Annotated in this window: 24 protein-coding genes; 7 read left to right on the top strand and 17 right to left on the bottom strand. The window is 72.1% G+C overall.

Features of this window, described 5'->3' with window-relative positions:
- Positions 1–248 precede the first annotated feature (248 nt).
- From ACIBEJ_RS35625 to ACIBEJ_RS35570, 12 genes are all read right to left on the bottom strand, one after another.
- Complete coding sequence (locus tag ACIBEJ_RS35625) at positions 249–1,232, bottom strand: single-stranded DNA-binding protein (protein ID WP_397187303.1); 984 nt, start codon at positions 1,230–1,232, stop codon at positions 249–251.
- Between the two features lie 120 nt (positions 1,233–1,352).
- Complete coding sequence (locus ACIBEJ_RS35620; protein ID WP_397187302.1) at positions 1,353–2,954, bottom strand: GTP-binding protein; 1,602 nt, start codon at positions 2,952–2,954, stop codon at positions 1,353–1,355.
- The gene (locus tag ACIBEJ_RS35615) at positions 2,951–5,083 is read right to left on the bottom strand and encodes an AAA family ATPase (RefSeq protein ID WP_397187301.1); all 2,133 of its coding nucleotides are present in this window, start codon (positions 5,081–5,083) and stop codon (positions 2,951–2,953) included. The genes ACIBEJ_RS35620 and ACIBEJ_RS35615 overlap by 4 nt, the downstream gene beginning before the upstream one ends.
- A gap of 5 nt (positions 5,084–5,088) precedes the next feature.
- Positions 5,089–6,321 carry a uroporphyrinogen-III C-methyltransferase gene (gene cobA / locus ACIBEJ_RS35610; RefSeq protein WP_397187300.1) on the bottom strand — a complete coding sequence of 411 codons (1,233 nt, stop codon included), beginning with the start codon at positions 6,319–6,321 and terminating at the stop codon, positions 5,089–5,091.
- Positions 6,322–6,392: 71 nt separating this feature from the next.
- Positions 6,393–7,406, bottom strand: coding sequence for an agmatinase (gene speB / locus ACIBEJ_RS35605; RefSeq protein WP_397187299.1), 1,014 nt, complete (start codon positions 7,404–7,406; stop codon positions 6,393–6,395).
- Positions 7,407–7,427: 21 nt separating this feature from the next.
- Entirely contained in the window at positions 7,428–8,483 is a 1,056-nt protein-coding gene (cobT, locus tag ACIBEJ_RS35600) for a nicotinate-nucleotide--dimethylbenzimidazole phosphoribosyltransferase (protein WP_397187298.1), read from the bottom strand.
- Between the two features lie 14 nt (positions 8,484–8,497).
- Positions 8,498–9,328, bottom strand: a complete 831-nt coding sequence (locus ACIBEJ_RS35595) for a sirohydrochlorin chelatase (protein WP_397187297.1) — start codon at positions 9,326–9,328, stop codon at positions 8,498–8,500.
- 58 nt (positions 9,329–9,386) lie between these two features.
- Complete coding sequence (locus ACIBEJ_RS35590; RefSeq protein ID WP_397187296.1) at positions 9,387–10,556, bottom strand: precorrin-6Y C5,15-methyltransferase (decarboxylating) subunit CbiT; 1,170 nt, start codon at positions 10,554–10,556, stop codon at positions 9,387–9,389.
- A 4-nt stretch (positions 10,557–10,560) separates the two neighbouring features.
- Complete coding sequence (locus ACIBEJ_RS35585; protein WP_397187295.1) at positions 10,561–11,667, bottom strand: GNAT family N-acetyltransferase; 1,107 nt, start codon at positions 11,665–11,667, stop codon at positions 10,561–10,563.
- Positions 11,668–11,684: 17 nt separating this feature from the next.
- Positions 11,685–12,248, bottom strand: a complete 564-nt coding sequence (locus ACIBEJ_RS35580) for a lactate utilization protein C (protein WP_397187294.1) — start codon at positions 12,246–12,248, stop codon at positions 11,685–11,687.
- A complete protein-coding gene (locus ACIBEJ_RS35575) occupies positions 12,245–13,711 on the bottom strand; it encodes a lactate utilization protein B (protein WP_397187293.1) in 1,467 nt (488 codons plus the stop codon). Before ACIBEJ_RS35575 ends, ACIBEJ_RS35580 begins: the two co-directional genes overlap by 4 nt.
- The gene (locus ACIBEJ_RS35570) at positions 13,708–14,436 is read right to left on the bottom strand and encodes a (Fe-S)-binding protein (RefSeq protein WP_397187292.1); all 729 of its coding nucleotides are present in this window, start codon (positions 14,434–14,436) and stop codon (positions 13,708–13,710) included. Before ACIBEJ_RS35570 ends, ACIBEJ_RS35575 begins: the two co-directional genes overlap by 4 nt.
- A 69-nt stretch (positions 14,437–14,505) precedes the next feature.
- Here ACIBEJ_RS35570 and ACIBEJ_RS35565 point away from each other — a divergent pair, with 69 nt between their 5' ends.
- The gene (locus ACIBEJ_RS35565; protein ID WP_397187291.1) at positions 14,506–15,210 is read left to right on the top strand and encodes a FadR/GntR family transcriptional regulator; all 705 of its coding nucleotides are present in this window, start codon (positions 14,506–14,508) and stop codon (positions 15,208–15,210) included.
- Between the two features lie 225 nt (positions 15,211–15,435).
- Here ACIBEJ_RS35565 and ACIBEJ_RS35560 read toward each other — a convergent pair whose 3' ends face one another.
- Positions 15,436–16,266, bottom strand: a complete 831-nt coding sequence (locus ACIBEJ_RS35560; RefSeq protein ID WP_397187290.1) for an NAD(P)H-binding protein — start codon at positions 16,264–16,266, stop codon at positions 15,436–15,438.
- Between the two features lie 72 nt (positions 16,267–16,338).
- Here ACIBEJ_RS35560 and ACIBEJ_RS35555 point away from each other — a divergent pair, with 72 nt between their 5' ends.
- Positions 16,339–17,088 (top strand): helix-turn-helix domain-containing protein, encoded by a 750-nt coding sequence (locus tag ACIBEJ_RS35555; protein ID WP_397187289.1) that lies wholly within the window; start codon positions 16,339–16,341, stop codon positions 17,086–17,088.
- On the opposite strand, the gene ACIBEJ_RS35550 is transcribed toward ACIBEJ_RS35555, so the two are convergent.
- The gene (locus tag ACIBEJ_RS35550; protein ID WP_397187288.1) at positions 17,059–18,447 is read right to left on the bottom strand and encodes a sulfatase; all 1,389 of its coding nucleotides are present in this window, start codon (positions 18,445–18,447) and stop codon (positions 17,059–17,061) included. The genes ACIBEJ_RS35555 and ACIBEJ_RS35550 overlap by 30 nt on opposite strands.
- A gap of 135 nt (positions 18,448–18,582) precedes the next feature.
- On the opposite strand from ACIBEJ_RS35550, the gene ACIBEJ_RS35545 reads away from it, so the two are divergent.
- On the top strand, positions 18,583–19,584 hold the full coding sequence (locus ACIBEJ_RS35545; protein WP_397187287.1) for an LLM class F420-dependent oxidoreductase: 1,002 nt from the start codon (positions 18,583–18,585) through the stop codon (positions 19,582–19,584).
- Positions 19,585–19,682: 98 nt separating this feature from the next.
- On the opposite strand, the gene ACIBEJ_RS35540 is transcribed toward ACIBEJ_RS35545, so the two are convergent.
- Positions 19,683–20,540 (bottom strand): alpha/beta fold hydrolase, encoded by an 858-nt coding sequence (locus tag ACIBEJ_RS35540; protein WP_397187286.1) that lies wholly within the window; start codon positions 20,538–20,540, stop codon positions 19,683–19,685.
- 50 nt (positions 20,541–20,590) lie between these two features.
- Here ACIBEJ_RS35540 and ACIBEJ_RS35535 point away from each other — a divergent pair, with 50 nt between their 5' ends.
- The gene (locus tag ACIBEJ_RS35535) at positions 20,591–21,181 is read left to right on the top strand and encodes a TetR/AcrR family transcriptional regulator (RefSeq protein ID WP_397187285.1); all 591 of its coding nucleotides are present in this window, start codon (positions 20,591–20,593) and stop codon (positions 21,179–21,181) included.
- Here the strand turns inward: ACIBEJ_RS35535 and ACIBEJ_RS35530 are convergent.
- Entirely contained in the window at positions 21,165–21,776 is a 612-nt protein-coding gene (locus ACIBEJ_RS35530) for a TetR/AcrR family transcriptional regulator (protein WP_397187284.1), read from the bottom strand. The two genes, ACIBEJ_RS35535 and ACIBEJ_RS35530, sit on opposite strands and share 17 nt — an antisense overlap.
- Before the next feature lie 63 nt (positions 21,777–21,839).
- Here ACIBEJ_RS35530 and ACIBEJ_RS35525 point away from each other — a divergent pair, with 63 nt between their 5' ends.
- Positions 21,840–22,739 carry an oxidoreductase gene (locus tag ACIBEJ_RS35525; RefSeq protein WP_397187283.1) on the top strand — a complete coding sequence of 300 codons (900 nt, stop codon included), beginning with the start codon at positions 21,840–21,842 and terminating at the stop codon, positions 22,737–22,739.
- Positions 22,740–22,746: 7 nt separating this feature from the next.
- Positions 22,747–23,274, top strand: a complete 528-nt coding sequence (locus ACIBEJ_RS35520; RefSeq protein WP_397187282.1) for a GrpB family protein — start codon at positions 22,747–22,749, stop codon at positions 23,272–23,274.
- Between the two features lie 89 nt (positions 23,275–23,363).
- Here the strand turns inward: ACIBEJ_RS35520 and ACIBEJ_RS35515 are convergent, their stop codons facing one another.
- Positions 23,364–24,068, bottom strand: coding sequence for a TetR/AcrR family transcriptional regulator (locus ACIBEJ_RS35515; protein WP_397187281.1), 705 nt, complete (start codon positions 24,066–24,068; stop codon positions 23,364–23,366).
- 53 nt (positions 24,069–24,121) lie between these two features.
- Between ACIBEJ_RS35515 and ACIBEJ_RS35510 the strand changes: the two genes are divergently transcribed.
- Positions 24,122–25,240 carry an FAD-dependent oxidoreductase gene (locus tag ACIBEJ_RS35510; RefSeq protein ID WP_397187439.1) on the top strand — a complete coding sequence of 373 codons (1,119 nt, stop codon included), beginning with the start codon at positions 24,122–24,124 and terminating at the stop codon, positions 25,238–25,240.
- Positions 25,241–25,810: the final 570 nt, after the last annotated feature.

The following is a 25,810-nucleotide window of genomic DNA, read 5'->3' as shown; positions in this document are numbered from 1 at the left end:
GAACCGCTACCTTTGGCTCGGTGGCCTCATGTGTCATGCGGTCACCGAATGGGATGCCGCTCACTCCGCGAGCGGGCCGTGCGGGAAAGGAGCAGCCATGGTGCGGGGCGTGACCTGGACCTGACAGATGCTCTCAACATCTGACACGGGCAACACCATCGGCTGATCCGCGAGGTGTCCGAGCCAGCCAGGCTCGGGGACACCGACACGTAACGGCCGGTGCCCCCTCCTCCTCCGCCCGCCTGCGCTTAGGCGGCCGCCCGCTCCACGGCGGGATCGCCTGGGTCATCGCCTGCTGCCCCGAGCACCCTCACCAGCGCGTCGGCGTCGTCCAGCGTGGCCTGAGGCTCCTCACGCCGACCCCGCCGCCGCCCACGCCCCTCAGCCGCCGCTCCGCCCTTCCCCGGCGCCCGGCCCGGCCCGGCATCCGCCTCAGCAGCGCCCCTGCCTCCCGCCTCCCGGTCCGCCCCGGCGGCACCGCCGATCCCGGCCGCACCACCGGCCGCATCGGTGGCATCCTGAACGGCGTCGCCCTGCCCGGGCTCCTGAACCGCCCCATCCTTCCCCGGCATCAGGACCGCACCTCCGGCCCCAGGTTCAACCTGCGCCACGCGGCCATCCCCACCCGCCGCCGGAAGCGCAGCACGGAAGGGATCGCCGCCCGCCAGAGCCCGCTCACCCGGCTCCAGCGCCCCGAACCCCGAATCGAGCGCCCCGAACCCGGAGTCAAGCTCCCCAGCCGCCCGGGGAACGAACTCCCCCGCCCGGGGAACAAGCTCCCCGACAGGCCGAGCACGCCCCCTACCCATGGCCCAGTCCTGGGTGTCCTCGTCGAGCCGATCGCGCCGCTCCCTGCTCACGATCGAGGTCCCGCGCTCGGGCTTGGTGAACTGGCCCGTCCCCCACCGCAGGTCATGCCCGACGGAAGAGGCCTCGACCTCGGCCATGAACCGCCGGTCGTCCTCCGCCCCGAACTCCCTGATCCGCAACTTCCCCGACACCACGACCGGATGCCCGACCCGGATCGACTGGGCCACGTTGTCGGCCAGCGTGCGCCAGCAGCGTACGGCGAAGCAGACCTTCTCCCCGTCAGCCCACTGCCCGGTCTTCTTGTCGAAATAGCGGTGACTGGTCAGCACCCGCAGCGAGGTCACCCGGACCCCGTCCTCGAAGGTGTACTGGCGCGGCTCGGATGCGACGTTGCCGGTGAGCGTGATGTAGATGTCGTTCATCGATCGGCCTCCCATGCGGCGGGCGGGCTGCCCGCGGACGGAGGCCACGTTCTCGCGAACGGCACCCGGCCCAACCGCCCGAACGCGGTTCTGGGGACGGCCGGGCCCCTGTGGACAGGGTCAGGCCGTGAGGCCCCGCATCGCGGTCGCGAACTCGTTGTGCCTGGTCAGCTCCCGCTCCACCGGCTCCACGACCATGCTCTCCGCCACCGCGCCCACACGTCGGCGCATCTCCCGCTCCAGCCGCTCACGTTCCCGCGAGGCGCCCAGGACGACGAAGTTCCGCGAGGCGACCGCCGACAACGCGCCCAGCCCGAGCACCGAGGCCATCATCACCCCGACCCAGGGCAGCGCCGCCGTGTCGCCGAGCACCGCCAGCACGTCGGGCAGCCGGTCTCCGGCGGTGAGCCCGACCCCCAGCCACACCAGGCCGAGGAAGAAGGCGGCCACCAGCGCGTACTGCCAGACCTTCAGCGCCCGCCACCACCCCGGCACCCGGTCGAGCTCCGGCGCGACCTCGGCCAGTTCCTCGGTGAGCGCCTGCGGCAACTGCGCGGAGCGCGAACGCGCCGCCTGGTGCAGTCCCGTCCGCCAGACGCCGGTCATCGCGCCGGACAGCCCGTCGGCCAGCGCCTGCACGGCGTTGACCACCTCGGCGGGCTGCGCGGAGATCCGCCCGGTGACGACCTCCGCCTCGTCCAGCTTGAGGCTCTTCAGCGGATCCGGCCGGAACTTCGCGAACCATCGCGGGTACGGCCAGCCGACCCACCGCCCGGACCGCTCGGCGTAGATGTTCTCCATGGCCTCGCCCAGCGCGGGCACGCCCACGGCGTCGCAGAGCGCGTCCGTGAGCCCGACCCTGCGCGCCGCGTCGACGGCCGCCGGGGCCTCGCCCACGGGGGACGAGTCGGCCAGCCGCCTGGTCAGCCGGTCAAGGTCGGCGTCGAGGCGCTGGATGGCGGCCCGCCGCCGCGAGACGGCGTCGGCGATCACGCTCTTCAGGCTGTCGATGCCGCGCCCCGTCACGGCCGAGGTGGGCACGACCGTCGGCTGCGCCACGCCCTCGCGCTTGAGCAGGTCGTTGAGGTCGATGACCAGTTCGGCCAGTTCCTCGTGGGAGAGCCGGTCGGACTGGTTCAGCGCGAACACCGTCACCGCGTCGTGCCCGGCCAGGTCGGTGACGTAGCGGCGGTGGGTGGAGGCGTCGGCGTACTTCTGCGGGTCCAGCACCCACACCACCAGGTCGGCCAGCCCGATCAGCCGGTCGGCCTCGTTGTCGGTGAGCGCCCTGATCGAGTCGTGGTCGGGCAGGTCGAGCAGGATCAGCCCGTGGAGCCGGCTCTCGCCCTTGTCGAGCGCGCTGGCGCGGGCGAAGCGGTGCCGCCACTGCACCTGCAGCCAGTCGAGGAGCGGCGCCGCGCCGTCGAGCCCCCACACGCAGGCATGGGTACGCGCCGTCGTCGGCCGCCTGACGCCCGTGGGCGACAGTTCGAGCCCGGACACCGCGTTGAACAGCGTCGACTTGCCGCTGCCCGTGCCTCCGGCCAGCGCGACCACGGTGTGCTCGGAGGAGAGCTTGAGCCGGTCGCCCGCGCGCAGCAGCAGGGCGCCCGCGTCGGTCAGCAGCTTCTCGTCGAGCCGGCCGGGGCCCAGCTCCACGATCTTGGAAAGCGCGTTGAGCCGGGGGCCGAGCCCCGGCCTTCCGGTGGTGACAGCCGTCATCGAGCGACCTCGAGGTTGTACGTCGCCTGGTAGAGCCTCGTCGCGGCCGACTCGTCCGGTATCCCGGCCGCGTCGAGCGCCTGCACGTAACGCATGGATTCCTCGTCGAACAGCACACCGATCCTGGCCCGCAGGTCGCTGAGCGCCTTCGCGCCGATGCCGCGCAGCGACTCGGCGCCGAGCAGGGCGTTGACCAGCTTGTGCGGCACTCCCTCGACAGTGCCGCCGCTGAACATCGCCACCATGAAGATCAACGCCAGCGAGTCGGCGTCGAATGAGACGATCTTGGAGATCGACCGCTTGGCCACGCCTTCGGTCCTGACCAGCTCGGTCACGTGCTCCTGCCAGGCGGCGATGGCCCGGTTGGCGCGGCGCGCGAGCTCGTCGGAGGGGCGCTCGAGCCCGGTGCCGAGCAGCCCGCCCAGCTCCGCGCGGTGCCGCCAGCGGGCCACGACCTCCTCGGCGGCCCGGTTGGCCGCCGCCGCGATGAGCGACTCCAGGCCGGTGCGGATCGCGGTGCGGAAGGCCTGGATGCGCTCGGGCGTCTGCTTGGCCGCCTTGCCGCGCCTGCGCACCTGGAGCGCGCGGGTCAGCTCGCCGGAGCCGGTGAAGTCCTGCCAGCGCGCCAGCACCTCGCCGTTGACCAGCGAACCGTTCTTGGTGGCCCGGTCGATGTCGGACAGCGCGCCCATGTAGGCGGCCTCGATATCGGTACGCAGCTCGTTGCGGAAGGCGACCTGCTCCTCAAGCTGCCTGGCCAGTTCGGGCACGCGGGTACGGAAGCTGTCGAGCACTCCGTCAAGCGTCTCGCGTACGGCCAGCGCCCTGCGCTCCTCGTCCACGGAGAGTTCGGCCAGCCAGAGCCGCAGGTCGGTGACCTCGCTGTCGGGCAGCCTGCCGTCGGTGACCGTGGCCTCGTTGACCACGAACCGGTCGGCCTCGCCCAGGCCGTACTCGGTGAGCATGCGCACGAAGTGCTTGAGCACCACGTCGCGCGCCCTCGGCTGCACCCGCGAGAGCACGATCCCGAGCCGGGCGCCGCGCTCCTTGGCCAGCCGCAGCAGCTTCCACGCGGGCGCGTCGGCGTAGCGGGCGGCGGTGGTGACGAAGATCCACAGGTCGGCGGCGTCGAGCATGCGGTGGGCGACGTCGTGGTGCTCCTCGACGACGGAGTCGATGTCGGGGGTGTCGAGCAGCGCCACGCCCTGGGGCAGCTTCTCGGTGGTGACCACGACGAGGCTGTCGAGCCCGGTCTCCGGGGTCGGCTTCTCGATCCGCGTCAGCCCCCCGAGCAGCTCGCCCGAGCCGAACCACGGCAGGTCGTCAGGATGGCAGGCCAGCACCGGGGTCCCGGTGGTGGGACGGCGCACGCCGGTGCGGCTGACGTTCTTCTCCGCCAGGCTGTTGACCAGCGTGGACTTCCCCGCACCCGTGGACCCGGCCACCACGATCAGCGCCGGAGCGGTGCTGGTCCGCACCCTGGGCAGCACGTAGTCACGCAACTGCGCCAGCAGGTCGTCACGCGCCTGCCGCGCCTCCTCCGCGCCGGGCAGGTCCAGCCCGAACCGCAGGTCCGCCACGCTGACCCGAAGCGCGTCAAGCGCGACGCCGAGCCGCTGAGCCGCCTCCTTGGGCAGCTCCTCCTCCCGCACGGCCGCACCGGACGCGTCGTCCTGCCCAGCCCCTTCTTGTACGGCTCCCGCGCCCTCCTCGGCTACGGCTCCCGCCGCCTCCTCAGCCGGTTCCCCGGCGCCGTCGTGACCGTCGCCGGTCTCGTCCTGGACCGACTCCGCCGCGTCACCCGCCTCGTCACCGGCTCCGGCCTCGTCCTCGGCAGCGGCGGGGTCGTCGGCGAGATCCTCCACCGGCGCCTCAGCCTCGTCAGCAGGCTCCGCGGCGTCACCCGCGTCCTCGCCCACGGCGTCCTCGGCCGCCGAATCCCCAGCCGCCGAACCCTCAGCCGCATCGCCCTCGATCGGGGCCTCCTCAGGCGCGGCGTTCTCAGCCACGCCATCCTCGGCAGGCGGCTGCTCGGGCTCGGGGGCGGCAGGCCGTACCCCGGCAGGTTGTCTGATGGGAGGCATGAACAGCGTCCGCTCCCCCGCGGACTCCTGGTGCCCGTCACCCATGGCGTTCACGGAACCCGCTCCGATCGAACCATCTCGACCTCCTGGCCGACCTTCACGACGTCGCCGACGATGACGATCGCCGGGGGCCGTATCCCGGCCGCTGAGACGCGGTCGGCCACGGTGGCTAGCGTGGCGGTGACCGCCCGCTGCGTGGGAAGAGTACCGTCCTGTACCACCATTACGGGAGTTTCCGGCGAACGTCCGTCCCGTTGCAAGGTCTCGGCCACCTTGGCCAGCCGTTCGACCGCCATCATCAGCACGAGCGTGCCCTCGGAGCGTGCCATTCCCGGCCAGTCGACCGTGGAGCGCGGATCGTCGGGCTCGACGTGCACCGAGATCACGTGGAACTCCTGGCTGACCCCCCGGTGCGTGACCGGGACCCCGGCGGCGGCGGGAACCGCGACCGGGCTGGTGATGCCCGGCACGACCAGCACCGGGATGCCCGCGTGGGCGCAGGCGAGCATCTCCTCGCCGCCGCGCCCGAAGACGAACGGGTCGCCGCCCTTCAGCCGGACCACGAACCTGCCCTGTCTGGCGCGGTCGATCAGCACCTCGTTGATGGCCTCCTGGGCCAGCGAACGCCCGTAGGGCACCTTGGCGGCGTCGATCAGCTCGACGTCGGGAGCGAGTTCGTCGAGCAGCGCCCGGGGCGCGAGCCGGTCGGCGACCACCACGTCGGCCTGGGCGAGCAGTTGCCGCCCGCGCACGGTGATCAGGCCGGGATCGCCGGGACCGCCGCCGACGAGGGCGACGCCCACGGGTTTGGCGCGGTTGCGGCGGGCGTCAACGGTGCCGTCGCGCAGCGCGTCGACCACGGCGTCGCGGATTCCGGCGGCCCTGCGCGGATCGCCGCCCGCCGTGATCGCGACGCTGATCTCGTCGACCTTGCCGGAGGCGGGCGTCCAGGCGGCCGAGGCGTCCTTGTCGTCGGCGCGCACGCACCAGATCCGCTTGGCCTCGGCCTCCGCGGCCACGGCCGCGTTGGCCGCGTGGTCGCTCGTGCACGCCTGCACGAGCCACGCGCCGTCGCAGTCGCCGACTTGGTACGGCCGGGCGTGCCAGGTGATCCGGCCGGCGGCGATCAGGTCGTCGAGCGCCGGGGTGACCGAGGTCGACACCACCGTGACCACCGCACCGGCCTCCAGCAGCGCGGGAACCCGTCGCTGGGCGACCCGGCCGCCACCGACGACGAGGACCCGGCGGCCGGAAAGCCGCAGGCCGAGGAGGTAGGGGCCCATGGGGCGAATCTCCCGTTCGCGAAGGTTGGTGTGTTAGGAGGTAAACCTAACGGAAGATTGGGAAAGTGGAACTAGCGGCCGTCAAGTAGAGGCTGCCGGGGATCCCAGCGCGGCCCGCCCTCATCGTCCTTGCGGCGTCTGGCCATCGCTGACAGAGCCTCCAGGATAACGCGGTTGCCGAGGAAGGCGGTGATGTCCGCGTGATCGTACGGCGGCGCCACCTCCACCACCTCCATGCCCGCCACGGGCAGTTCGTAGCAGATGCGGCGGACGGCGTCGAGAAGCTGCCTGGCCGACAGCCCGCCAGGCTCGGGGGTGCCGGTGCCGGGGGCGTGGCCGGGGTCGCAGACGTCGATGTCGACGGAGAGGAAGATCTGGTCGCACTCGTCCAGCGCGATCGTGAACGCCTCCGTCAGGCACTCCTCCAGGCCACGCGCGACGATCTCGGTCATCTCGTAGGAGCGCATGTTCTGCTCGGCCATCCAGTCGAGCGTCTCGGGACCCGGCCAGTAGCCGCGCAGCCCGATCTGGAGAAAGCGGTCGCCCCTGATCGCCCCGGACTCGATCAGCCTGCGCATCGGCGTCCCGTGCCCGTGCAGGTGCCCGAACTCGATGTCGCCCGTGTCCGCGTGCGCGTCGAAGTGGATCATCGAGGTGCGGCCGGGCTCGAAGGCCCGCGCGGTGCCCTTGGCGTCGGGCAGCGCCACGGTGTGGTCACCGCCCAGGATCAGCGGGACGGCGCCTGAGGCGGCGATCCGGTGGACGGCGTCCTCGATGTTGGCCAGCGAGGTCTCCACGTCTCCCGAGTACATCTCGATGTCCCCCGCGTCCAGCACCCGCAGGTCCTTCAGCGCGTCTACCCGGAGCGCCAGGCTCGGCCGCGAGCCGTCGTGCGGCAGGTAGCACGCCTGGCGCAGCGCCATCGGGCCGAATCTGGCCCCCGGCCGGTTCGAGGTGCCGCCGTCGAAGGGGGCGCCGACGATGACCACGTCCGCGCCCGCGTACGTGGCCGGATCGAGCACGTCGCACCGCTCGACGCCCAGGAAGGTGATGTCGGGTCCGTACATCGCACCGTAACGAGTCACCCTCCCATCATCACACCCTCGTCACTGGGGCTTCTCCGTCACACCCGCCGCGTCGAAGGTGGCGACCTCGTGCATGACGCGGACCGCCGCGCACACCAGCGGATGCGCCAGCAGCCCGCCCGTCCCCTCCCCAAGCCGCAGCTCCAGATCGACCAGGGGCCGCAGGCCGAGGTGGGTGAGGGCGCTCGCGTGGCCGGGTTCGGCCGAGCGGTGGCCGGCCACGCAGTGGTCCACGGCCGCGGGCGACATCGCGTGGGCGGCCAGCGCGGCGGCGCCCGCGATCACGCCGTCGAGGATCACCGGCACCCGCGCGGCGGCCCCGCCCAGCACGAACCCGGCGATCGCCGCGTGCTCGAAGCCGCCGAGCGCGGCGAGGGTGGACAACGGGGTGTCGAGCAGCGCGGAGTTGACCTCCAGCGCCCGGCGGACCACCGAGATCTTGAGCGCGTGGGTGTCGTCGTCGACGCCGGTGCCCCTGCCGGTGACCTCGGCCGCGTCGGCGCCGGTGAAGGCGGCGACGAGGGCGGCGGAGGCGGTCGTGTTGGCGATGCCCATGTCGCCGGTGATCAGGCAGCGGGCGCCGTCCGCGATGAGCGCGCGGGCCACGGCGATGCCCGCTTCGAGCGCCTGTACGGCCTGCGCCCGCGTCATCGCCGGTCCCTGGGAGAGGTCGGCGGTGCCGTACCCCACCTTCCTGATCATGAGGCGGGGGGCGGGCGCGAGGTCGGCGGCCACGCCCACGTCGACGACGGTCACGGACGCGCCGGCCTGGGCGGCGAAGGCGTTGGCCACCGCTCCCCCGGCCAGGAAGTTGGCCACCATCTGCTGCGTGACCTCCTGCGGCCACGGGCTCACGCCCTGGGCGTGCACCCCGTGGTCGGCGGCGAAGATGGCCAGGGCCGCGGGCGCCGGCATCGGGGGCGGCGAGGTTCCGGCCGCGCCGGCCAGGCGTACCGCGACCTCCTCCAGCGCGCCGAGCGCGCCGGGCGGCTTGGTGAGGCGGTCCTGGTGGGCGCGGGCGTCGGCCAGCGCGCGGGCGTCGGCGGGGCGGATCGCGGCGATCGTCTCTTCCAGCACGCCCGCCACCCTAGCTAGTGGACGAGCTGGAGCGCTTCCTCGTAGCGGTCGATGACGATGTCGGCGAGGGTCTCGCAGTCGCCGATCACCTCGGCGCAGCGGATGTCGAGGTCGGGGTGTCCCGCGCCGTAGGCGAGCGCCTGGGCCCAGACCTTCTCCAGCATGCCGCCGGCGAACAGCAGATAGGGCACGACGATGACGCGCTTGGCGCCGAGCCTGCGGCAGCGCTCCAGCCCGCCGGGCACGCCGGGCGGGGTGACGGAGACGAAGGCGGTCTCGACGGTCATGAAGTCGTAGGCGTGCGTCTCCCAGAACAGCCGCGAGACCCGGTGGACCTCGGCGTTGGCGACCGGGTCGGTGGAACCCTCGCCGACCAGCACGACGGCGGTCTCGCCCGGCTCGATCCTCGGGGCCTCCTCCAGCACCATGGTGGAGTCGACCACGCGCAGGCGCGGGCGTTCCGCGGCGGGCTCCACGATGTCGGCGGCGGCGTCCTTGAGCCGCTCGGCCAGGACGGCGAGCACGCGGGGGTCGGGGCCGAGGGGGCGGCCGTAGTCGTACATGAGCGTGGGGTGCCTCTCCTGCTCCAGGGCCATGGCGGCGGGGAAGTCGTCGCTGACGCGGGTGAGGCTCAGGGGCAGCGCCACCAGGCGGTGATGGCCGCGTGCCACCAGGGAGGCGACGGAGTCGCTCAACCGGGGGGTCGCGCGTTCGAGGTAGCCGCCGGATACGTCGGCGGCCTGCTCGTCGAGGCGGCATCGGAGCCGATGGACGAATCTGCCGAACTCTGCAGAATCGCCGTCATCGTTCGAGCCCTGCCCGATGAGCAGCAGCGGCGGCTTCATGTGTAGGGGTTCTCCGGTGCGTAGACAAGACACGCGAGGATAACCGATCGGCGACGGTTCAGAGAACCCGTGCGTGCACCACGAAGACGGGATCGGCGGCGTGCAGGCCGTGCGAGCCGTCCGCGTGGGCGATCAGCCTGGACGCCTGGATCTGGGTGCCCTCGGCCTGGTAGCCCTGCTCGCGCAGCAGGTCGAGTACGGCCGGCACGTGCTCGACGGCCTTGAGCGCGCACACCAGCGTGCGGGGGCCGCGGGCGGCGCAGGCGACGATCACGTCGGTTCCGCCGCCGCCGACGAAGACGGCGTCGGGGTCGGGCAGGGGTTCGAGGGCGGGCGGGGCCTGGCCGCGCGTCAGGGCGACCTTGACGCCGTGCTCGATGACGTTGGCGCGCAGCCGGGCGCAGGCCTCCTCCTCGCGCTCGACGGCGACGACGGCCGCGCCGAGCCTGGCGCACTCGACGGCGATCTCGCCCGCTCCGGCGCCGACGTCCCAGATCAGGTCGCCGAGGCGGGGGCCGAGCTTGGCCAGGACGAACGCGCGCACCTCCGGCGCGATCCCGGTCTCGAACGGCAGCGCCCACTCCGCCGGCCCCGGTTGCGCGCCCGCCACCCAGCCCGGTTCCTTGGGCCGGTGCAACGGGTCCAGGACGAGCACGACGTCGGGGTCCTTCCACGGCCGGGTGGTGGCCTCGCCCATGCGGCTGTGGGTGACGCGCTGGCCGGGTCCGCCGAGGTCCTCGCAGACGATGAGGGCGCGCGGGGTGGTGGGCGCCAGTTCGCGGGCGAGTTCGGCGGGGCCGACGCCGTCGGCGCACAGCACGGCGACCTTGGGGTGGGCGCGGCAGGCGTTGACGACGCGGGAGAGCTGGTAGGCGCCGGCGGGGGCGAGCACGAGCGCGTCCTCCCAGTTGAGCCCGGCGCAGGCGAAGGCGCGGGTGATCACCGCGGTGGCGGGCAGCACCTCGGGTTTGATGCCGCGGGCGCGCAGCGCGGCGACGGCGCCGAACAGCCCCGGGTCGCCCTCCGCCAGCACGACGGCCGGTCCCTCGCCCTGTTCGAGGTGATCCTCAAGGGCCTGGAGCAGCACGTCGGAGGAGGCGGTCGGCGCGTCGATCCCGAGCTCGCCGAGCAGGGCGTCGGGGCCCACCACGAGGGCGGCGGCCCGCAGCCGCTCGGCCGCCGTGGCCGGGAGTCCTGAGCCGTCCCAGCCGATCACCGTGACTGTCACCCCTTCAGAGTGACGTCTTTCCCATGTGCTCGGAAGGGATGTCGGAAGGGATAAGGCTGTACACGACGAGGTCCTCGCCGTGGCCGCCGTTGCGCGCGACGCCCTCGCGGACGAACCCGGCCTTCTCCGCCACCCGCTGCGAGCTGGTGTTGGACCGCGCGGCGCGGAGCTGGAGCCGCTGGAAGCCGTGCTCGGCGAAGATCCAGCGGGCGACCGCGAGCACCGCCTCCCCGATGTAGCCCTGCCCGCGCGCCCAAGGCGCGGTCATGTAGCCGACCTCCGTGGTGCGCATCCGCCAGTCGGTGCCCTTGAGGTCGACGCTGCCGACGTAGCGCCCGCCGTCGCGCTCCTCGACCGTCCAGGCGACGCCGTCGCCGTCGGCGCGCGCCTGCTCGACGTGGCGCAGGAAGCCGCGCGCGTGCGCCTCGGTGTAGCCGCGCGGAACGGTCGTGAACTCCTGCGTCCGCTCGTCGGCCCCGGTCGCCGTCAGGTCGGGCAGGTCCCACTCCGCCGGCCGCCGCAGGCGCAGCCGCTCCGTGAGCAGCTCGCGGTGCGGGAAGACCTCCTTGGGCGTACGGCTGTCGCCGCGCAGCAGCCCGAACACCGCCAGGTCGTGCGGCCCGTCGTCCTCCAGGACCGCAGCCCGCAGCACGCCCTCCCTGGTGAAGCCGGCTTTCTCGGCGACCCTGAGCGAGGCGGTGTTGTCGAGGTTGGCGGTGAGGTCGATGCGCCGCAGGTCGGTGTGCGCGAAGACGTGCCCGGCCAGCCCGGTGACCGCCTCGGTCGCGAGGCCGCGGCCTCGGTAGAGCGGGTGCACGCCGTAGCCGACCTCGGTGGTGCCGGCGCTCCACGAGGTCTTGAACAGGCTGATCGCGCCCACGACCAGCCCGGCGGAGTCGGTCATGGCCAGGTGGAGTCCGGTGCCCGAGCGCCACAGCTCGTGCACGCCCGTGGTGAGCCACGGGGCGATCCCGGCGACGTGCGTGGGCGCGCCGGGCGGCAGGAAGATCGACCCGGACTCCACGATCACGCGGACGCGGCCGGCGTCCTCGGGGCCGAACGGGCGCAGGACCAGGCGTTCCGTCCTGACGGTGAGGTGTGCGTCGAACACGTGCGAAGGCTACCCATTCAGGTACTGATGATCACCTCGAGGGTGCGGGGACCGTGGACGCCCTCCACCCGGTTCAGCTCGATGTCGCTCGTGGCCGACGGTCCGCTGATCCAGGTGAGCGGCAGGGACGGGTTGAGCCTGGCGATCGCGTCGGGCACGCCGCCGACGATCTGGTCGGCGCGCACCAGGCACAGGTGGTAGTCGGGCAGCAGCGTCTGGGCGCGCTCGCCCTGGCGGGTGTCCAGGACGATGGTGCCGGTCTCGGCGATGGCGATCGCGCAGCCGGTGACCACGCCGTCGGCGGCCGCCAGTTCCTCCCGCGTCCAGGCGCGCTCGCCGGGCACGACCATTCTCCTGCCCTCGGTCAGCTCGGCCACCTTGGCGTCCACGTCGGCGGCGGGCAGCACGTGGACGACGGCCCGGTAGTCGTCGAGGCGCTCGGCCAGCAGGCCGACGGGGTCGGTCACCGGGACGGTGGTGCGGTAGTCGCGCGGGATCGCCACGTCCGGGGCCCCCTTCACGGCCTTCCTGATTTTGGCGAGGATCTCCGCACGCGCGCCCGTCTCCATCGGATCACTCACCTCTCCTCACCCCTCGGCGGCGTCAGGTTCGCGCCCGCATCCATCCGGTCGCTCACCTCTCCTCGACGTCCGGTTCGCTCCCACCAGTCTCTGAACGACTCTTCGGGAATGTCCGGCAGGTCTCTGGTGTCGGTCCAGGCCGACAAGGGGCCGGGCAGGCGCTTGGGCACCAGCTTGCGGAAGCGGGTGGCCAGGCGCTGGGCCTTGGCCAGCCGTACCTCGTTGTTGAGGACCCAGCCCGCGGCCTTCATGCCCGCGCGCTCGGCGCGGCCGTGCGGGACCTTGGCGCGCAGGTCGACCAGCACCTCCGGGATGTCGATCGCGACCGGGCAGGCGTCGAAGCAGGCGCCGCACAACGACGAGGCGTAGGGCAGCGAGGCGTCCAGCTCGGTGTCCATGCCGCGGAGCTGCGGGGTGAGGATGGCGCCGATCGGGCCCGGGTAGACCGAGCCGTAGGCGTGGCCGCCGGCGCGTTCGTAGACGGGGCAGACGTTGAGGCAGGCCGAGCAGCGGATGCAGCGCAGCGCCTGGCGGCCGACCTCGTCGGCGAGCACGCCGGTGCGGCCGTTGTCGAGCAGCACGAGGTGGAAGTCCTGGCCTTCGGCGGAGCCGGTCCAGGTGCTGGTGTAGGGGTTCATGCGCTCGGCGGTGGAACTGCGCGGCAGCAACTGGAGGAAGACCTCCAGGTCGCGCCAGGTGGGCAGCAGCTTCTCGATGCCGACCACGCTGATGAGCGTCTCGGGCAGCGTCAGGCACATGCGGCCGTTGCCCTCGGACTCCAGCACGACCAGCGTGCCGGTCTCGGCGATCATGAAGTTGCCGCCGGAGACGGCGACCTTGCTGGCCAGGAAGCGTTCGCGCAGGTGAAGCCGGGCGGCGTCGGCGAGGGCGGGCGGGTCGTCGGTCAGCTCCGGCGGCGCGGGACGGCCCCAGTCGGCCATCTTCTCCAGGAAGATCTCGCGGATCTCGGAGCGGTTGCGGTGGATCGCCGGGACCAGGAAGTGGGAGGGGAGGTCCTCGCCGAGCTGCACGATCAGCTCCGCCAGGTCCGTCTCGTACGCGGTGATCCCCTCACCGGCGAGGTGCTCGTTGAGTCCGATCTCCTGCGTGGCCATCGACTTGACCTTGACCACCTCGCGCTCGCCGGTGGCCTTGACCAGGTCGGTGACGATGCGGTTGGCCTCGGCGGCGTCGCGCGCCCAGTGGACGGTGCCGCCGTTGCGGGTGACCGCCTCCTCCATCTGGAGCAGGTAGCGGTCGAGGTGGCGCAGGGTGTGGTCCTTGATCGCCTTGCCCGCCGCGCGCAGCTCCATCCAGTCGGGCAGCTCGGCCACGGCCTTGACGCGCTTGCCGCGGATGGTGTGCGTGGCCTTGCGCAGGTTGTAGCGAAGCTGACTGTCCTGTACGGCTACCGCCGCGTTGGCCGGGAAGGCTCCGGGCATGCCGAGGAAGGTGCCGCTCATCGTTCCTCCGTCGCGGCCAGGATCTCGGCCAGGTGCATGATCCGCACCCCGGCCTTCTGGCGCCTCATCGTGCCGCCGATGTGCATCAGGCAGGAGTTGTCGGCCGCGCAGAGCACCTCGGCGCCGGTGTCGAGCACGTTGCGCACCTTGTCGGCGCACATGGCGGCGGAGACGGCCGCGTTCTTGACCGCGAACGTGCCGCCGAAGCCGCAGCACTCGTCGGCGCCGCCGAGGGGGACCAGTTCGAGGCCGCGCACCTTGCCGAGAAGGCGGGTGGGGCGGTCGCCGAGGTGGAGCCCGCGGAGGGAGTGACACGTCGGGTGATACGTCACCCGGTGCGGGAAATATGCCCCTACGTCGTCGATTTTCAGGACGTCGAGGAGGAACTCCGACAGGTCGTACACCTTCGGGGCCACCTCCGCCACGGCGACGGCTCCCCGGCTGCCGGGCCGTACCAGCTTGGGGTACTGCTCGCGGACCATCGCCGCGCAGGAGCCCGACGGCGCGACGACCGCGTCATAGCCGGCGAAGACCTCGGTGAAGTGGCGCGCCAGCCGTACCCCCTGATCGCGATATCCGGTGTTGACGTGCATCTGCCCGCAGCAGGTCTGCGCGGCGGGGAAGTCGACCGCGCAGCCCAGCCGGCGCAGCAGCGACACCACCGCCTTGCCGGTGCCGGGGAAGAGCGTGTCGTTGACGCAGGTGATGAACAGGGCGACCCGCACGGCACTCCTTCCTCTCAATGGTCTGACCACTGTATGGTCAGACCATATAACGCGACAAGAGGGGTGCACGTGACCGACACCGGATGGCGGCCTGTGAAGCGGACCCGCGCGTTCGAGGACGTGCTGGCCCAGATCGAGCGGCGCATCGCCGAGGACGGGCTGACCGTCGGCGACCGGCTGCCCGGCGAACGGCAGCTCGCCGAGCAGTTGCGGGTCGGCCGCTCGTCGGTGCGCGAGGCGCTGCGCGTGCTGGAGACGCTCGGCGTCGTCTCCTCCCAGGTCGGGCGGGGTCCTGACGCGGGCGCCGTGCTCACCTCCCGGCCCGACAGCGCGCTGACCGACCTGCTCAGGCTCCACCTCGGGCTGGCCAGCCTGGAGCTGCGCGAGGTGATCGACACCCGGCTCATGATCGAACGCTGGGCGGCCGCCGGCGCCGCCACCGCCCGCGCCGGGACCGCCGCCCTGGAGTCCGCGCTGGAGGGGATGGAGCGTTCACGCACGGCGGAGGAGTTCGTCGAGCACGACACCGCCTTCCACTGCGCCATCGCCGACGCCTCCGGGAACCGGCTGATCGCCGCGATCATGCGCTCGCTGCGGGAGTCGGTACGGCGGTACGCGATCGAGGCGGTCGAGCAGTTGGGCGACACCCGCGTGCTGCAGGACGGCCACCGGCGCATCCTGGCCGCGATCGCCGCGGGCGCACCCGAGGAGGCCGCCCAGGCGGTCACCGAACACCTGGCCCACGCCTACCCCACCCTCTTCACCAACCCCTGACCCCAACCCCTTCAAGCCCTTGAGCTGCCTCAGGCCATTTGAGCCTCCTCAGCCCCTTGAGCCGCCTCAGCCCCTTGAGCTGTGTCAGACCCCTTGAGCTGTGTCAGACCCCTTGAGCCGACTCGGCCCTCTCAGCCCCTTGAGCCGCTCAGCCACCGAGCTTTTTGGCGGGCCCCTGTGAGCCGAGCGGCTCCAACCGCCGAAGGCGGCGCCTTTGACCGGGCCTCAGCCGCCGAAGGCGGCCTTGTTCTCTCTGGCCCACGACTCGAAGGAGCCTGCCGGGCGGCCGAGGACGTCCTGGACCGTGGTGGTCAGGATCGCGCTGGTGTCCGCCGCGATCGCCGCCCAGCCCTTGGCCGCCGCCCGCGCGTACACGGGGTCGGGCACCTGGGCGAGCGCCTGCTCGATCGGCACGTCCACCGTCTCCACCCGCCGCCCGATCGCCCGCCCGATCAGCTCGGCCTGGTCGTGGGTGCTGAGCAGGTCGGGCCCGGTGAGGTCGTAGGCACGGCCGTCGTGCGCGGAGCCGGTCAGAGCCGCGACGGCCACCGCCGCGATGTCACGCGGATCGATGACGCCCAGGCGGCCCCGGCCGGTCACGTTGGGAATCGGCTGCCCGGCTCGAACGGCCGCCGCCCACCCGAGGGCGTTCGTGGCGAACATCGACGGCCGCAGGATCGTCCACGCCATCCCCGACCCGGTCAGCGCGCGCTCGCCCGCCGCGTGCAGGCCGCCCGTGTCCTCCGGGTCGTCGCTGTCGGGAGCCCCCAGGACGGAGATCTTCACGACCTTCCGCACCCCCGCCCGCGCCGCCACGTCCACGAAGGCCCGCTCGTGCGCGGCGAGCTCCGCCCCGAACGCCGTCAGCAGCAGCGCCGTGGACACACCCGTCACGGCCGCCTCCAGCGACCGGACGTCTCCGAAGTCCCCGCGTACGGCGGGCCCCGCCACCTTGCCGGGATCGCGCGTCATGGCCGTGGCCGGGACGCCCGCCTCCGCCAGGAGCCGGGTCACCTCGCTGCCGATGGTGCCCGTGGCACCGGTGATCAGAATCATGCCCGCCACGCTGCCAGCCAGGACGCGCCGCCCTATAGGAAGAATCGGCACGGCCCCGCGGTTGCCCAAGGCATGAGCAGCCTGGTGGCCGAGGTGCTGACCGGCCGTGACCGAGGGATGCACGTGCGCGGTCCCGACACCGCCCCCGTCCTGGTCTTCCGCAGCGGACCCGACGGGACCGGCCTGGTGGTGCTGGGGCCGCGGACCCGGGCCTCCTACTTCGACCCGGGCGAGCGTCCGCGCTGCGTGGCCGTACGGCTGCGCCCGGGCCCGGCCAGAGCGGCGCTCGGCGTGGCAATGCACGAGCTGGTGGACCAGGTCGTACTCCTCAGAGACCTGTGGGGCGCCCCCGCCGACACCCTCCTGGAACGGCTGGCCGCCCGCGACGACGCCGAGGTGGCCTCCGGCCTGGCCGGAGCGCTGGAGGAGCGGGCCAGGGCCGGATCGGCGACGGAGGCCACCCGCGCGACCCTGGTGAACACCGCCGCGAGCCTCCTGACCGGACCCCACCAGGGCCGGGTGCCCGAGGTGGCCAGGGAGCTGGGCGTCTCGGAACGCCACCTGCGCAACCTCTTCCACGACCGCGCCGGCCTGTCGCCCAAGCAGTACGCCCGCATCCACCGGGTCCGCAGCGTCCTTGCCGGAGCCTCGCGGGAGCCGTGGGCGGAGCTGGCCGCACGGACCGGGTTCTACGACCAGTCGCACCTGTCGGCCGACTTCCGCTCGGTCATGGGCGTGCCGCCGGGCGCCTTCCGCGCCGGGCGGCTGCCCGCTCCGATCCCGTGCGGCTGGTCACTCCTGCAGGTCGGCGACGCGGCATGAGGCCCCCGCGCAGCCGCGCATGGCCGACAGCCGGGCCTGCAGCCCGAGCACCAGTGGGAGTGGCGCGGTCCCGGCGAGGTTGCTGAGCTGGTAGGGGTCCTGGTTGAGGTCGTAGAGCTGGGTCTCGCCGGTCTGGTACTGCACGTAGGTGTAGTCCTTGGTGCGCAGGGCGGTGTAGTCGGGCACCGGCGTCTGCTTGGCCGACATCGGGTTGAGCGGCCGGTTGAACTCGATGAGCACGTTCTTGCGCCACGGGCGCGGCGCCTGCCCGCGCAGGAACGGCACCAGCGACCGCCCCTCCGCGAAGGCGGGCGCGACGGCGCCGCCGAGCTGGGCGAAGGTGGGCGCCAGGTCCACGGTCGCGGTCAGGTCCTGGACGCTCGCCCCGATCGGCACCCCGGGCCCGCGCACCACGAGCGGCACCCTGATCGCCTCCTCGAACGGCGTGGTCTTGCCCTGTTTGAGGCGGTGTGTACCGAGGTGGAAGCCGTTGTCGGAGGCGAAGAAGATGTAGGTGTCGGCGAGGTTGCCGGTCTCCTGCAGCGTGGTCATGAGCGAGCCGACCAGGTCGTCGACGCCGAGCATGGCGCGCAGCCTGGCGCGGTAGCGCTCGTCGACGCGGTCGACGGCCCGCTGGCCGAGCAACGGCATCGACCGCAGCCAGGCCGGTTCGCGGCTCACGTCCTCCTGGTTGAAGTTCGGGGTGCGGGGGGCCTGCGCGTCGGGGAAGGCTCCGGCGTGCCGTACGGCGGGATTGGCGGGGTTGTGGGGGGCGACCGGGGCCAGGTAGAGGAAGAACGGCTGCCGGCCGGAGTTCACCACGAAGTCGCGCACCTTGGTCGCCAGGACGTCGGAGAGGTAGTCCTCCTCGGCCCAGCCGTAGTCGACCAGGGTGCCGTTCTCGTTGAGGCGGTAGCCGTACTCCTCATAGAGGTTGCGGACGGGCACGCGCCAGTCGTTCCAGCCGGGCGGGACGTAGGTGGCCGCGGCGGACTCGCCCGGGTAGTGGTTGAGGAACTTGCCCATGAGGGCGGTGCGGTATCCGGCGGCCTGCATCCAGGTGCCGATCGTGGAACGTTCCAGACCTGTGCGGTGGAACTTGTCGAATCCGCCCTCCGGCGCGGTGTTGGTCAGGACGCCGTGGCTGTGCACGTACTGGGATCTCAGGATGGAGCTGCGCGAGGGGCAGCACCAGGAGTTCGTCACGAAGAAGCGGTCGAACGAGGTGCCCTGCCTGACGAGCTGGCGGGAGATGTTCGGGAAGTACTGCAGCGTGCCGGACTCCAGGTCGTCGACCAGGACGAGGACGATGTTCGGCTTGGGCGCCCCGGCCGCGCCCGAGGCGAGCGTCGTCCCCATCGCAGCAGGTAGGAGCAGCAACAGGAAGGCAAGACGACAGAGACCCTTAACCACAGAACAGACTTCCCCGAAAGATGGCGCATTGACACCCAACGACCCGCGCAGCACTAATAGAACTTAATTCGGAGGTGTCACATGAAGCTCGGGCTGAACCTCGGCTACTGGCAGCGCAACGCCGACGACGCGACCGACACGGTCCTCGCGGCCGAGCGGCTCGGCTACGACTCGGTCTGGACGGCCGAGGCCTACGGCAGCGACGCCTTCACCCCTCTGGCCTGGTACGGCGCGCGCACGAGCCGCATCAAGCTGGGCACCTCGGTGGTCCAGTTGTCGGCCAGGACCCCTGTGGCCACGGCGATGACCGCGATGACCCTGGACCACCTCACGGGCGGCCGCCTGCTGCTGGGCGTGGGCGCCTCGGGCCCGCAGGTCGTCGAGGGCTGGTACGGCCGGCCGTTCGCCAAACCCCTGGCCAGGACCCGCGAGTACGTGGACATCATGCGCCAGGTCTGGCGGCGCGAGGCCCCCGTGACCAGCGACGGCCCGCACTACCCGCTCCCCCTGCCCGGCGAGCTCGGCAAGCCGCTCAAGCTCATCACCCACCCCCTGCGCCCCGACATCCCCGTCTACCTCGGCGCCGAAGGCCCCAAGAACGTCGCGCTGGCCGCCGAGATCGGCCAGGGCTGGCTCCCGCTGTTCGCCTTCCCCTCCAAGATCGAGGAGATGTACGGCGAGGCCCTGGCCGGCCGGGGCCCCGACTTCGAGATCGCCGCCATGGTGATGGTCGTCATCTCCGACGACGTGCGCTCCGCGCTGGACGGCGTGAAGATGATGCTCACCCTGTACATCGGCGGCATGGGCGCCAAGCACCGCAACTTCCACGCCGACATCATCGGCCGCATGGGCTACGCGGAGGCGGCCGAGCACATCCAGGCGCTCTACCTGGCCGGCCGCAAGGACGAGGCGTTCCAGGCGATCCCCGACGAGTTGGCCGACGGCATCTCGCTGGTGGGCCCGCCGGCGCGCATCAAGGAGCGGCTCGAACTGTGGCACAAGTCCCCCGTGACCAGCCTGCTGGTGATGGGCCCGCGCGACGAGGACTCCCTGCGCACGATCCGCGACCTGGTCCTGTCGTGATCGGATGCGCCTGATCAGGCGCGCTTGATGAGGCGCGCTTGATCAGGTGCGCTTGATCAGGTGCGCTTGATGAGGCGCGCTTGATCAGGTGCGCTTGATCAGGTGCGGAGGAAGGCTCGCAGCGCGGTGATCAGGGCGGCCGGGTTGTCCTCCTGGACGAGGTGGCCCGCGCCGGGCACGACCGCGAGCTCCCAGTTCGGCATGCGCCGGGCCAGGTCCTCGGCGACCGCCTGAGTGAGCACCCTGCTGCGCTCGCCGCGCACCAGCAGCACCGGCAGCCCGGCGAGCTGGGCCGGCAGGCGCTCGATCGCCGCGAGGATGGCGGCGAAGTCCGGGGGGCGCAGATCGCTCTTCGGCGCCCAGCCGCCGCCCGGCACCCGGCGGAACAACGTGCGCATCCGGTAGGCGACCCTGGCCCGGTCGGCACGCGGACTGACCCGCAGCGCCGCCTCGACCACGGTCTCCAGGTCCCGTACCGGGCCCAGTCCGAACATGAAGGCGCGCACCTGCCTGGTGCTCTCGAAGTCCACGCCTGGGGCGACGTCCACGAGAGCCAGGCGGTCCACGAGGCCGGGGCGCGTCTCGGCCACGCGGGCCGCGACCACGCCGCCCAGTGACATGCCGGCCAGCCGTACCCGGTCGAGGCCGAGATGCTCGGCCGCGGCGGCGACGTCGGCGGCGTGGGTGTCGATGCGGTAGTCGTCCGACCAGTCGCTGTCGCCGTGACCGCGCAGGTCCAGCGCGATCAGCCGGGCGTCGCCGCGCAGGCCCAGACAGACGAAGTCCCAGGTACGCGCGGTGAGCCCGCCGCCGTGCAGCAGGAGCACCGGGCGTCCGGTGCCGCCCCAGTCGTATCCGTGCAGGCGGCAGCCCGCGCGGGAGAAGCGGATCTCGCGCGGCGGCGCCGGATCGTGCACGGCGACCCCCAGCGCCGCCGCCAGGTCGGTCATCAGCATGTCCTTCAAGGTAAGTGCGTTACCTTGAGCGGTCAAGGTAGAGTGGAACCATGCGCGTACGACGCAAGCCGGACGAGGCCAAGCGGATCATCCTGGAGGCGGCGAGTGAGCTGCTCACGGCCGGCGGTCCCCCCGCCGTGCAGGTACGCGCCGTCGCCGCCCGGATCGGGATGACCGACGCGGCGGTCAACCACCACTTCGGCACCCGCGAACAGCTCCTGGAGGCCCTGCTGCGCTACGGCGGAGCCAAGCTCAAGGCCGAACTCCACACCGTGCTGAGCGCGTGGGGCGAGGGGCCGGTCGATCCCGCCGAGCTGGTCCGCACCCTGTTCGCCCTGTACGACCGCGGCTACGCGGCGCTCGCGCTCGCGCTGCACCAGTCCGGCTGGCGTGACTCCGGCAGCGGGATGCTCGAGGAGGTGGTGGACCGGCTGCACGCCCAGGCCCGGCAACACTCCGCGACCCCGCCGTCGCGCGAGACGATCCGGCTCACGGTCGCGGCGCTGCACCAGGCCGTGGCGATGGAACCGCTGTTCGGCGGCGAGTTCCGCAGGAGCGCGGGGCTGGAGGCGCGGGCGCGCGAGCGCACGCTGGACTGGTGGGCCGACCTCCTGCGCACGACGATCACCGGACCTGGCTGAGCCCTCCCGGCGCCGCGCCGTGGGCGAACTGCTCGACCGCGGTCTCCACGAGGTCGTCGAGCAGTTCAGGGGCGACGAGGTTGCCGTTGATGAGCGCGGCGATCCCCTGGAGGGTCGCGAACAGGACGATCCCGATCCGCGTGGGGTCGCCCGCCTGGAGCATGCCCTGCGCCTGCCCCTGGAGGATCAGCTCGTTCATCAGCCGGAACGGCGCTTCGGCCGCCTCGACGATCGGCGTGGCGTCCGGCCGGTGCTTGCTGGTGTACATCAGCTCCAGAAGCGCCGCGTTCTCGGTGGCGAAGCGGGTGTAGGCCGTCATCGTGGCCCGCACCCGGGACGCGAAGTCCTCGCCCGCCCCTTCCAGCGCGGTGCGCAGAGCGGTGTCCAGCCGGGCGAACCCGGCTACGGCGAGCGCGTCGAGCAGCGCCTGACGATTGGGAAAGTGCCGGCGCGGGGCGGCGTGGCTGACGCCGATCTCCCTGGCCAGGTCGCGCAGCGCCAACTGGTCCGCCCCGCGCTCGCGCAGGCCGCGTTCGGCGGCGTCGAGCAGGGCGGCGCGCAGGTTTCCGTGGTGGTAGGGACGCTCTTCCGGCACGGACCCGAGGCTAGCACAATGTCTACGTTGACAACATTGTTGTCGCTGTCTACTTTGTAGTCCATGACAACATTCACTGCGTCCGACCTCCCGCCCATGGACGGTCACACCGTCGTCGTCACCGGCGCGAACAGCGGCATCGGCCGCTCCACCGCCCGCATGCTCGCCGCCAAGGGCGCGCGGGTCGTGCTCGCCGTCCGCGACCTCGGCAGGGGCCGCGCGGCCGCCGCCGGGATGACCGGCGACGTCGAGGTCCGCCGCCTCGACCTGGCCGACCTCGCCTCGGTCCGCGCCTTCGCCGCCGACCTCACCGAGCCGATCGACGTGCTGATCAACAACGCGGGCGTGATGATCCCGCCGCTCTCCCGTACGGCCGACGGGTTCGAGCTCCAGCTCGGGACCAACCACCTGGGCCACTTCGCCCTGACGAACCTGCTGCTGCCCCGGATCAGGCGGCGCGTGGTCACCGTCTCGTCCAGCGGCCACCGGATGGGCACGATCGACTTCGGCGACCTCAACTGGGAGCGGAAGCCGTACCGGGCGATGGGGGCTTATGCGCAGTCCAAGCTCGCCAACCTGCTGTTCACCGCGGAGCTGCAGCGACGCCTGACCGAGGCGGGCTCACCGGTGCTCGCCACCGCCGCGCACCCCGGCATGTCCGCCACGAACCTGCTGCGCCCCGAGGGCCACGGCCGGCTGCGCCGGTTCGCGACACGGGCCGCGGTCGCCCTGCTCGCCCAGAGCGACGACGACGGCGCCCTGCCCACCCTGTACGCCGCGGTGGCCGACCTCCCCGGCAACGCCTACGCGGGCCCGAGCGGCTTCCTGGAGGCACGCGGCACGCCCAAGCTGGTGGGGCGTTCGGCCAGAGCCCAGGACGCCGAGGCCGCACGCCTCCTGTGGCAGATCTCGGAAGAACTGACGGAGACGACCTTCCGGCCGGCGGAGATCACCTTGAGATAATGACGTCATGTCCGAGGCGAGCATCCAGATCGTCCCCTACGACCCGGCCTGGCCGGAACACGCCGCCGCCGCGATCCGCGAACTCCAGGAGCGGCTGCCCGGCACGTTCGCGCAGATCGAGCACATCGGCTCGACCGCCGTGCCGGGCCTGGCCGCCAAGCCGATCATCGACCTGATGGCCGCCGCGGCGGACCTCGCCGCAGTCGAACGGCACGAGGCGTCCCTGCACAGCCTCGGCTACCACCGCCACGTCAACGACATGACCGACCGGCTCCTGTACGTCCGCGACCACGCCTACAACCTCCACGTGGTCACCCTTGCTAGCTGGCCCGGACGCAACCAGCGCTTCTTCCGCGACTACCTGCGCGAACACCCCGAGGAGGCGGCCCGCTACGCCGCACTCAAACGGACGCTCGCCGCCTCGGGGATCGAGCGGGGCGAGTACGCGCGCGCCAAGACGGACCTCATCCAGGAACTCACCGACCGCGCCCGAGCCCAACACGGCCTCCCCCCAATCCCCGTCTGGGAGAAATAGCGTCCCGCGCCAGGCCCTCACCGGCGGTACTCGATCACACGCCGGCGGTCGCCGACGAACCGTTGGGATCGCCGATGCGGCCGTCCCGCTCAAGCGGTTCCGCGCGGCTCTGGGTGGGTGAGTTTGGTGGCCACGGCGTCCAGGATCCATTCCAGGCCGGTTGCGAAGGATGTCTCCGGGTCCACCTCCGTGCCGTCGTGGACGAACCTGGACAGCGCCGGGAATCGGCCCGTGGCCAGCATCCTGGTCAGGTACGGGCCGGAGGCGCGTTGCCAGTCGTGTTCGGACAGGCCCGTGGCGCGCTCGGCGCGTACGTTCGCGATCTCGCGTCTGACCGCGCCGATGAGGTAGGCGCTGACCGTCTCCACGGCGCGTGAGACGGTGTCGAGGTCGGCGAGGCCGTCGAGGGCGGACAGCATGGACTCGGTCACGGCCAGGGCGTTCGGGCCCAGGGCTGGGCGGCCGCCCAGCAGATCGGCCAGCCATTCGTGACGGAGTACGGCCTGCCGGGTGCGGTGGGCGTGGCCGCGCAGCGCCTGCCGCCAGTCGCCGGGCTGCTCCTCGGGGACGATCTCGGCGTGGACCTCGTCGACCATGAGGTCGAACAGTTCCTCCTTTGTGGAGATGTATCCGTACAGCCGCATCGGGCCGACGTCCAGCCGGGCGGCGACCTTGCGCAGCGACACCTCCTCCAGCCCGCCCTCGTCGGCCAGCGCGATGGAGGCGGCGACGATGCGCTCCCGGTCGAGCGGCGCGGGGTGGGTCGGCGGCTCGGGGCGGTCCCACACAGTCATGGATACATCGTACTGTTGCGGTGCGGCGTATCGCCACAATACAGTGTATCGACATGAGACATCGTATCGCTGTGACTGGAGGCGGCCCCGCGGGTCTTACCTTCGCCCGTGTCCTGCACCGCCACGGTCACCCTGTCACCGTCCTCGAACGCGATTCCGGCCCCGACGCCCGTCCTCCCGGCGGCATGCTGGACCTGCACGAGAACCTGGGCCAGCTCGCGCTGGACAAGGCGGGGCTGCTGGACGGGTTCCGGGCGTTGTCGCGTCCCGAGGGGCAAGCCATGCGCATCCTGGACGTCGACGGGAACGTTCTGCGCGACTATCGGCCCCGTCCGGGCGAGCTGGCCAACCCCGAGATCGACCGCGGGCAGCTCCGCGACCTGCTGCTCGGGCCTCTGGACGTTCGGTGGGGGCGGGGGGTGGCGGAGGTCGTGCCTGGGACTCCGGATGGGGCTCTGGTCCGGTTCTCGGACGGGCGGCAGGAGGCGTACGACCTCGTGATCGGCGCGGACGGCGCCTGGTCACGGGTGCGTGCGGCCGTCTCGCCGGCGACGCCGCACTACACCGGGGTCACCCTGGTCGAGACCTCGCTGGACGACGTCGACAGCCGCCATCCCGGCCTCGCCGAGCTGATCGGTGACGGTTCCATGGCCGCGTACGGCGTCAATCGCGCGCTCGTCGCCCAGCGCAACAGCGGGGGGCACGTCAAGGTGTACGCCCAGTTCCGCGGGCCGTTGGATCGGCACCTTTCCGATACCGACACCGATACCGAGGCGGTGCGGGCGAGGCTGCTGGCCATGTTCGACGGGTGGGCCGGGCCCCTGCTTGATCTTCTTCGCCTTGGCGCCGCCTTCATTCATCGGCCTCTGTATGTGTTGCCCGTTTCGCACACCTGGGGGCATGTTCCTGGGGTGACGCTGGTTGGTGACGCGGCCCATCTGATGCCGCCGCTGGGGCTGGGCGCGAACCTGGCGATGCTGGAAGGCGCCGAACTGGCCGAGATCGTCGCCGCCCGGCCTGGCGATCTGGACGAGGCTGTGCGGGCTTTCGAGGAACGGATGTGGGCACGGGCTGGGCGGTGGGCGAAGATCACTACGGCTGGTCTGGAACGCCTCGTCAGCCCGGACCCCGCCCAAGCCCTCGCCCTCTTCGACGAGCTCCAGCCCTCCTGACCTCCTGCCGTACGCCGGAGGCGTTGGAGAGACCTCTGAGGCAACTGCCCTGGGCTGCTCCTTGGTTGGGTGCCTGACCAGTCGGAACCGTTGGGGGCCTGAGTGCACGGGGTCCCGGACCCCGCTTCTCTCAGCCGCCCTCACCCGGGCCTTCCAGCGTCCTGGCCATCGATGACATTCGGCTCTTGGAGATGCCGGTGATCCCGAGTTGCTCTACCAGCCGCTCTCCATGCGGCGGATGGAAACACTCAGCCAGAGTGGCGCGGCTTCGGAATCGCCAGCTCGATCATCCCTGCCTGTGATCAGGTCGAACTCGCCGGTCCCGCAGGCTCAACCCTCTACCCAGCCGCCCTCACCCGGGCTTGCCCCCTTGGTAAACGCCCGAGCGCTAGCGAGGACCATGCCCTTGTGGGGGCGTGGGGGGCGCCGAGCCCCCCACATGTCACAGCCCGGAGCCTCCCCCGCGCGAAGCGCCCCACGAGAAGAGCGCAGGCCCGAGCCCTTGTGGGGGTGTGGGGGGCGCTGAGCCCCCCACATGTCACAGCCCGGAGCCTCCCCCGCGCGAAGCGC

This window comes from Nonomuraea sp. NPDC050790 (assembly GCF_044456745.1).
GTDB lineage: Bacteria > Actinomycetota > Actinomycetes > Streptosporangiales > Streptosporangiaceae > Nonomuraea.
Note: the sequence above shows the minus strand (reverse complement) of the source record. Positions and strands in the feature narration are given on the sequence as shown.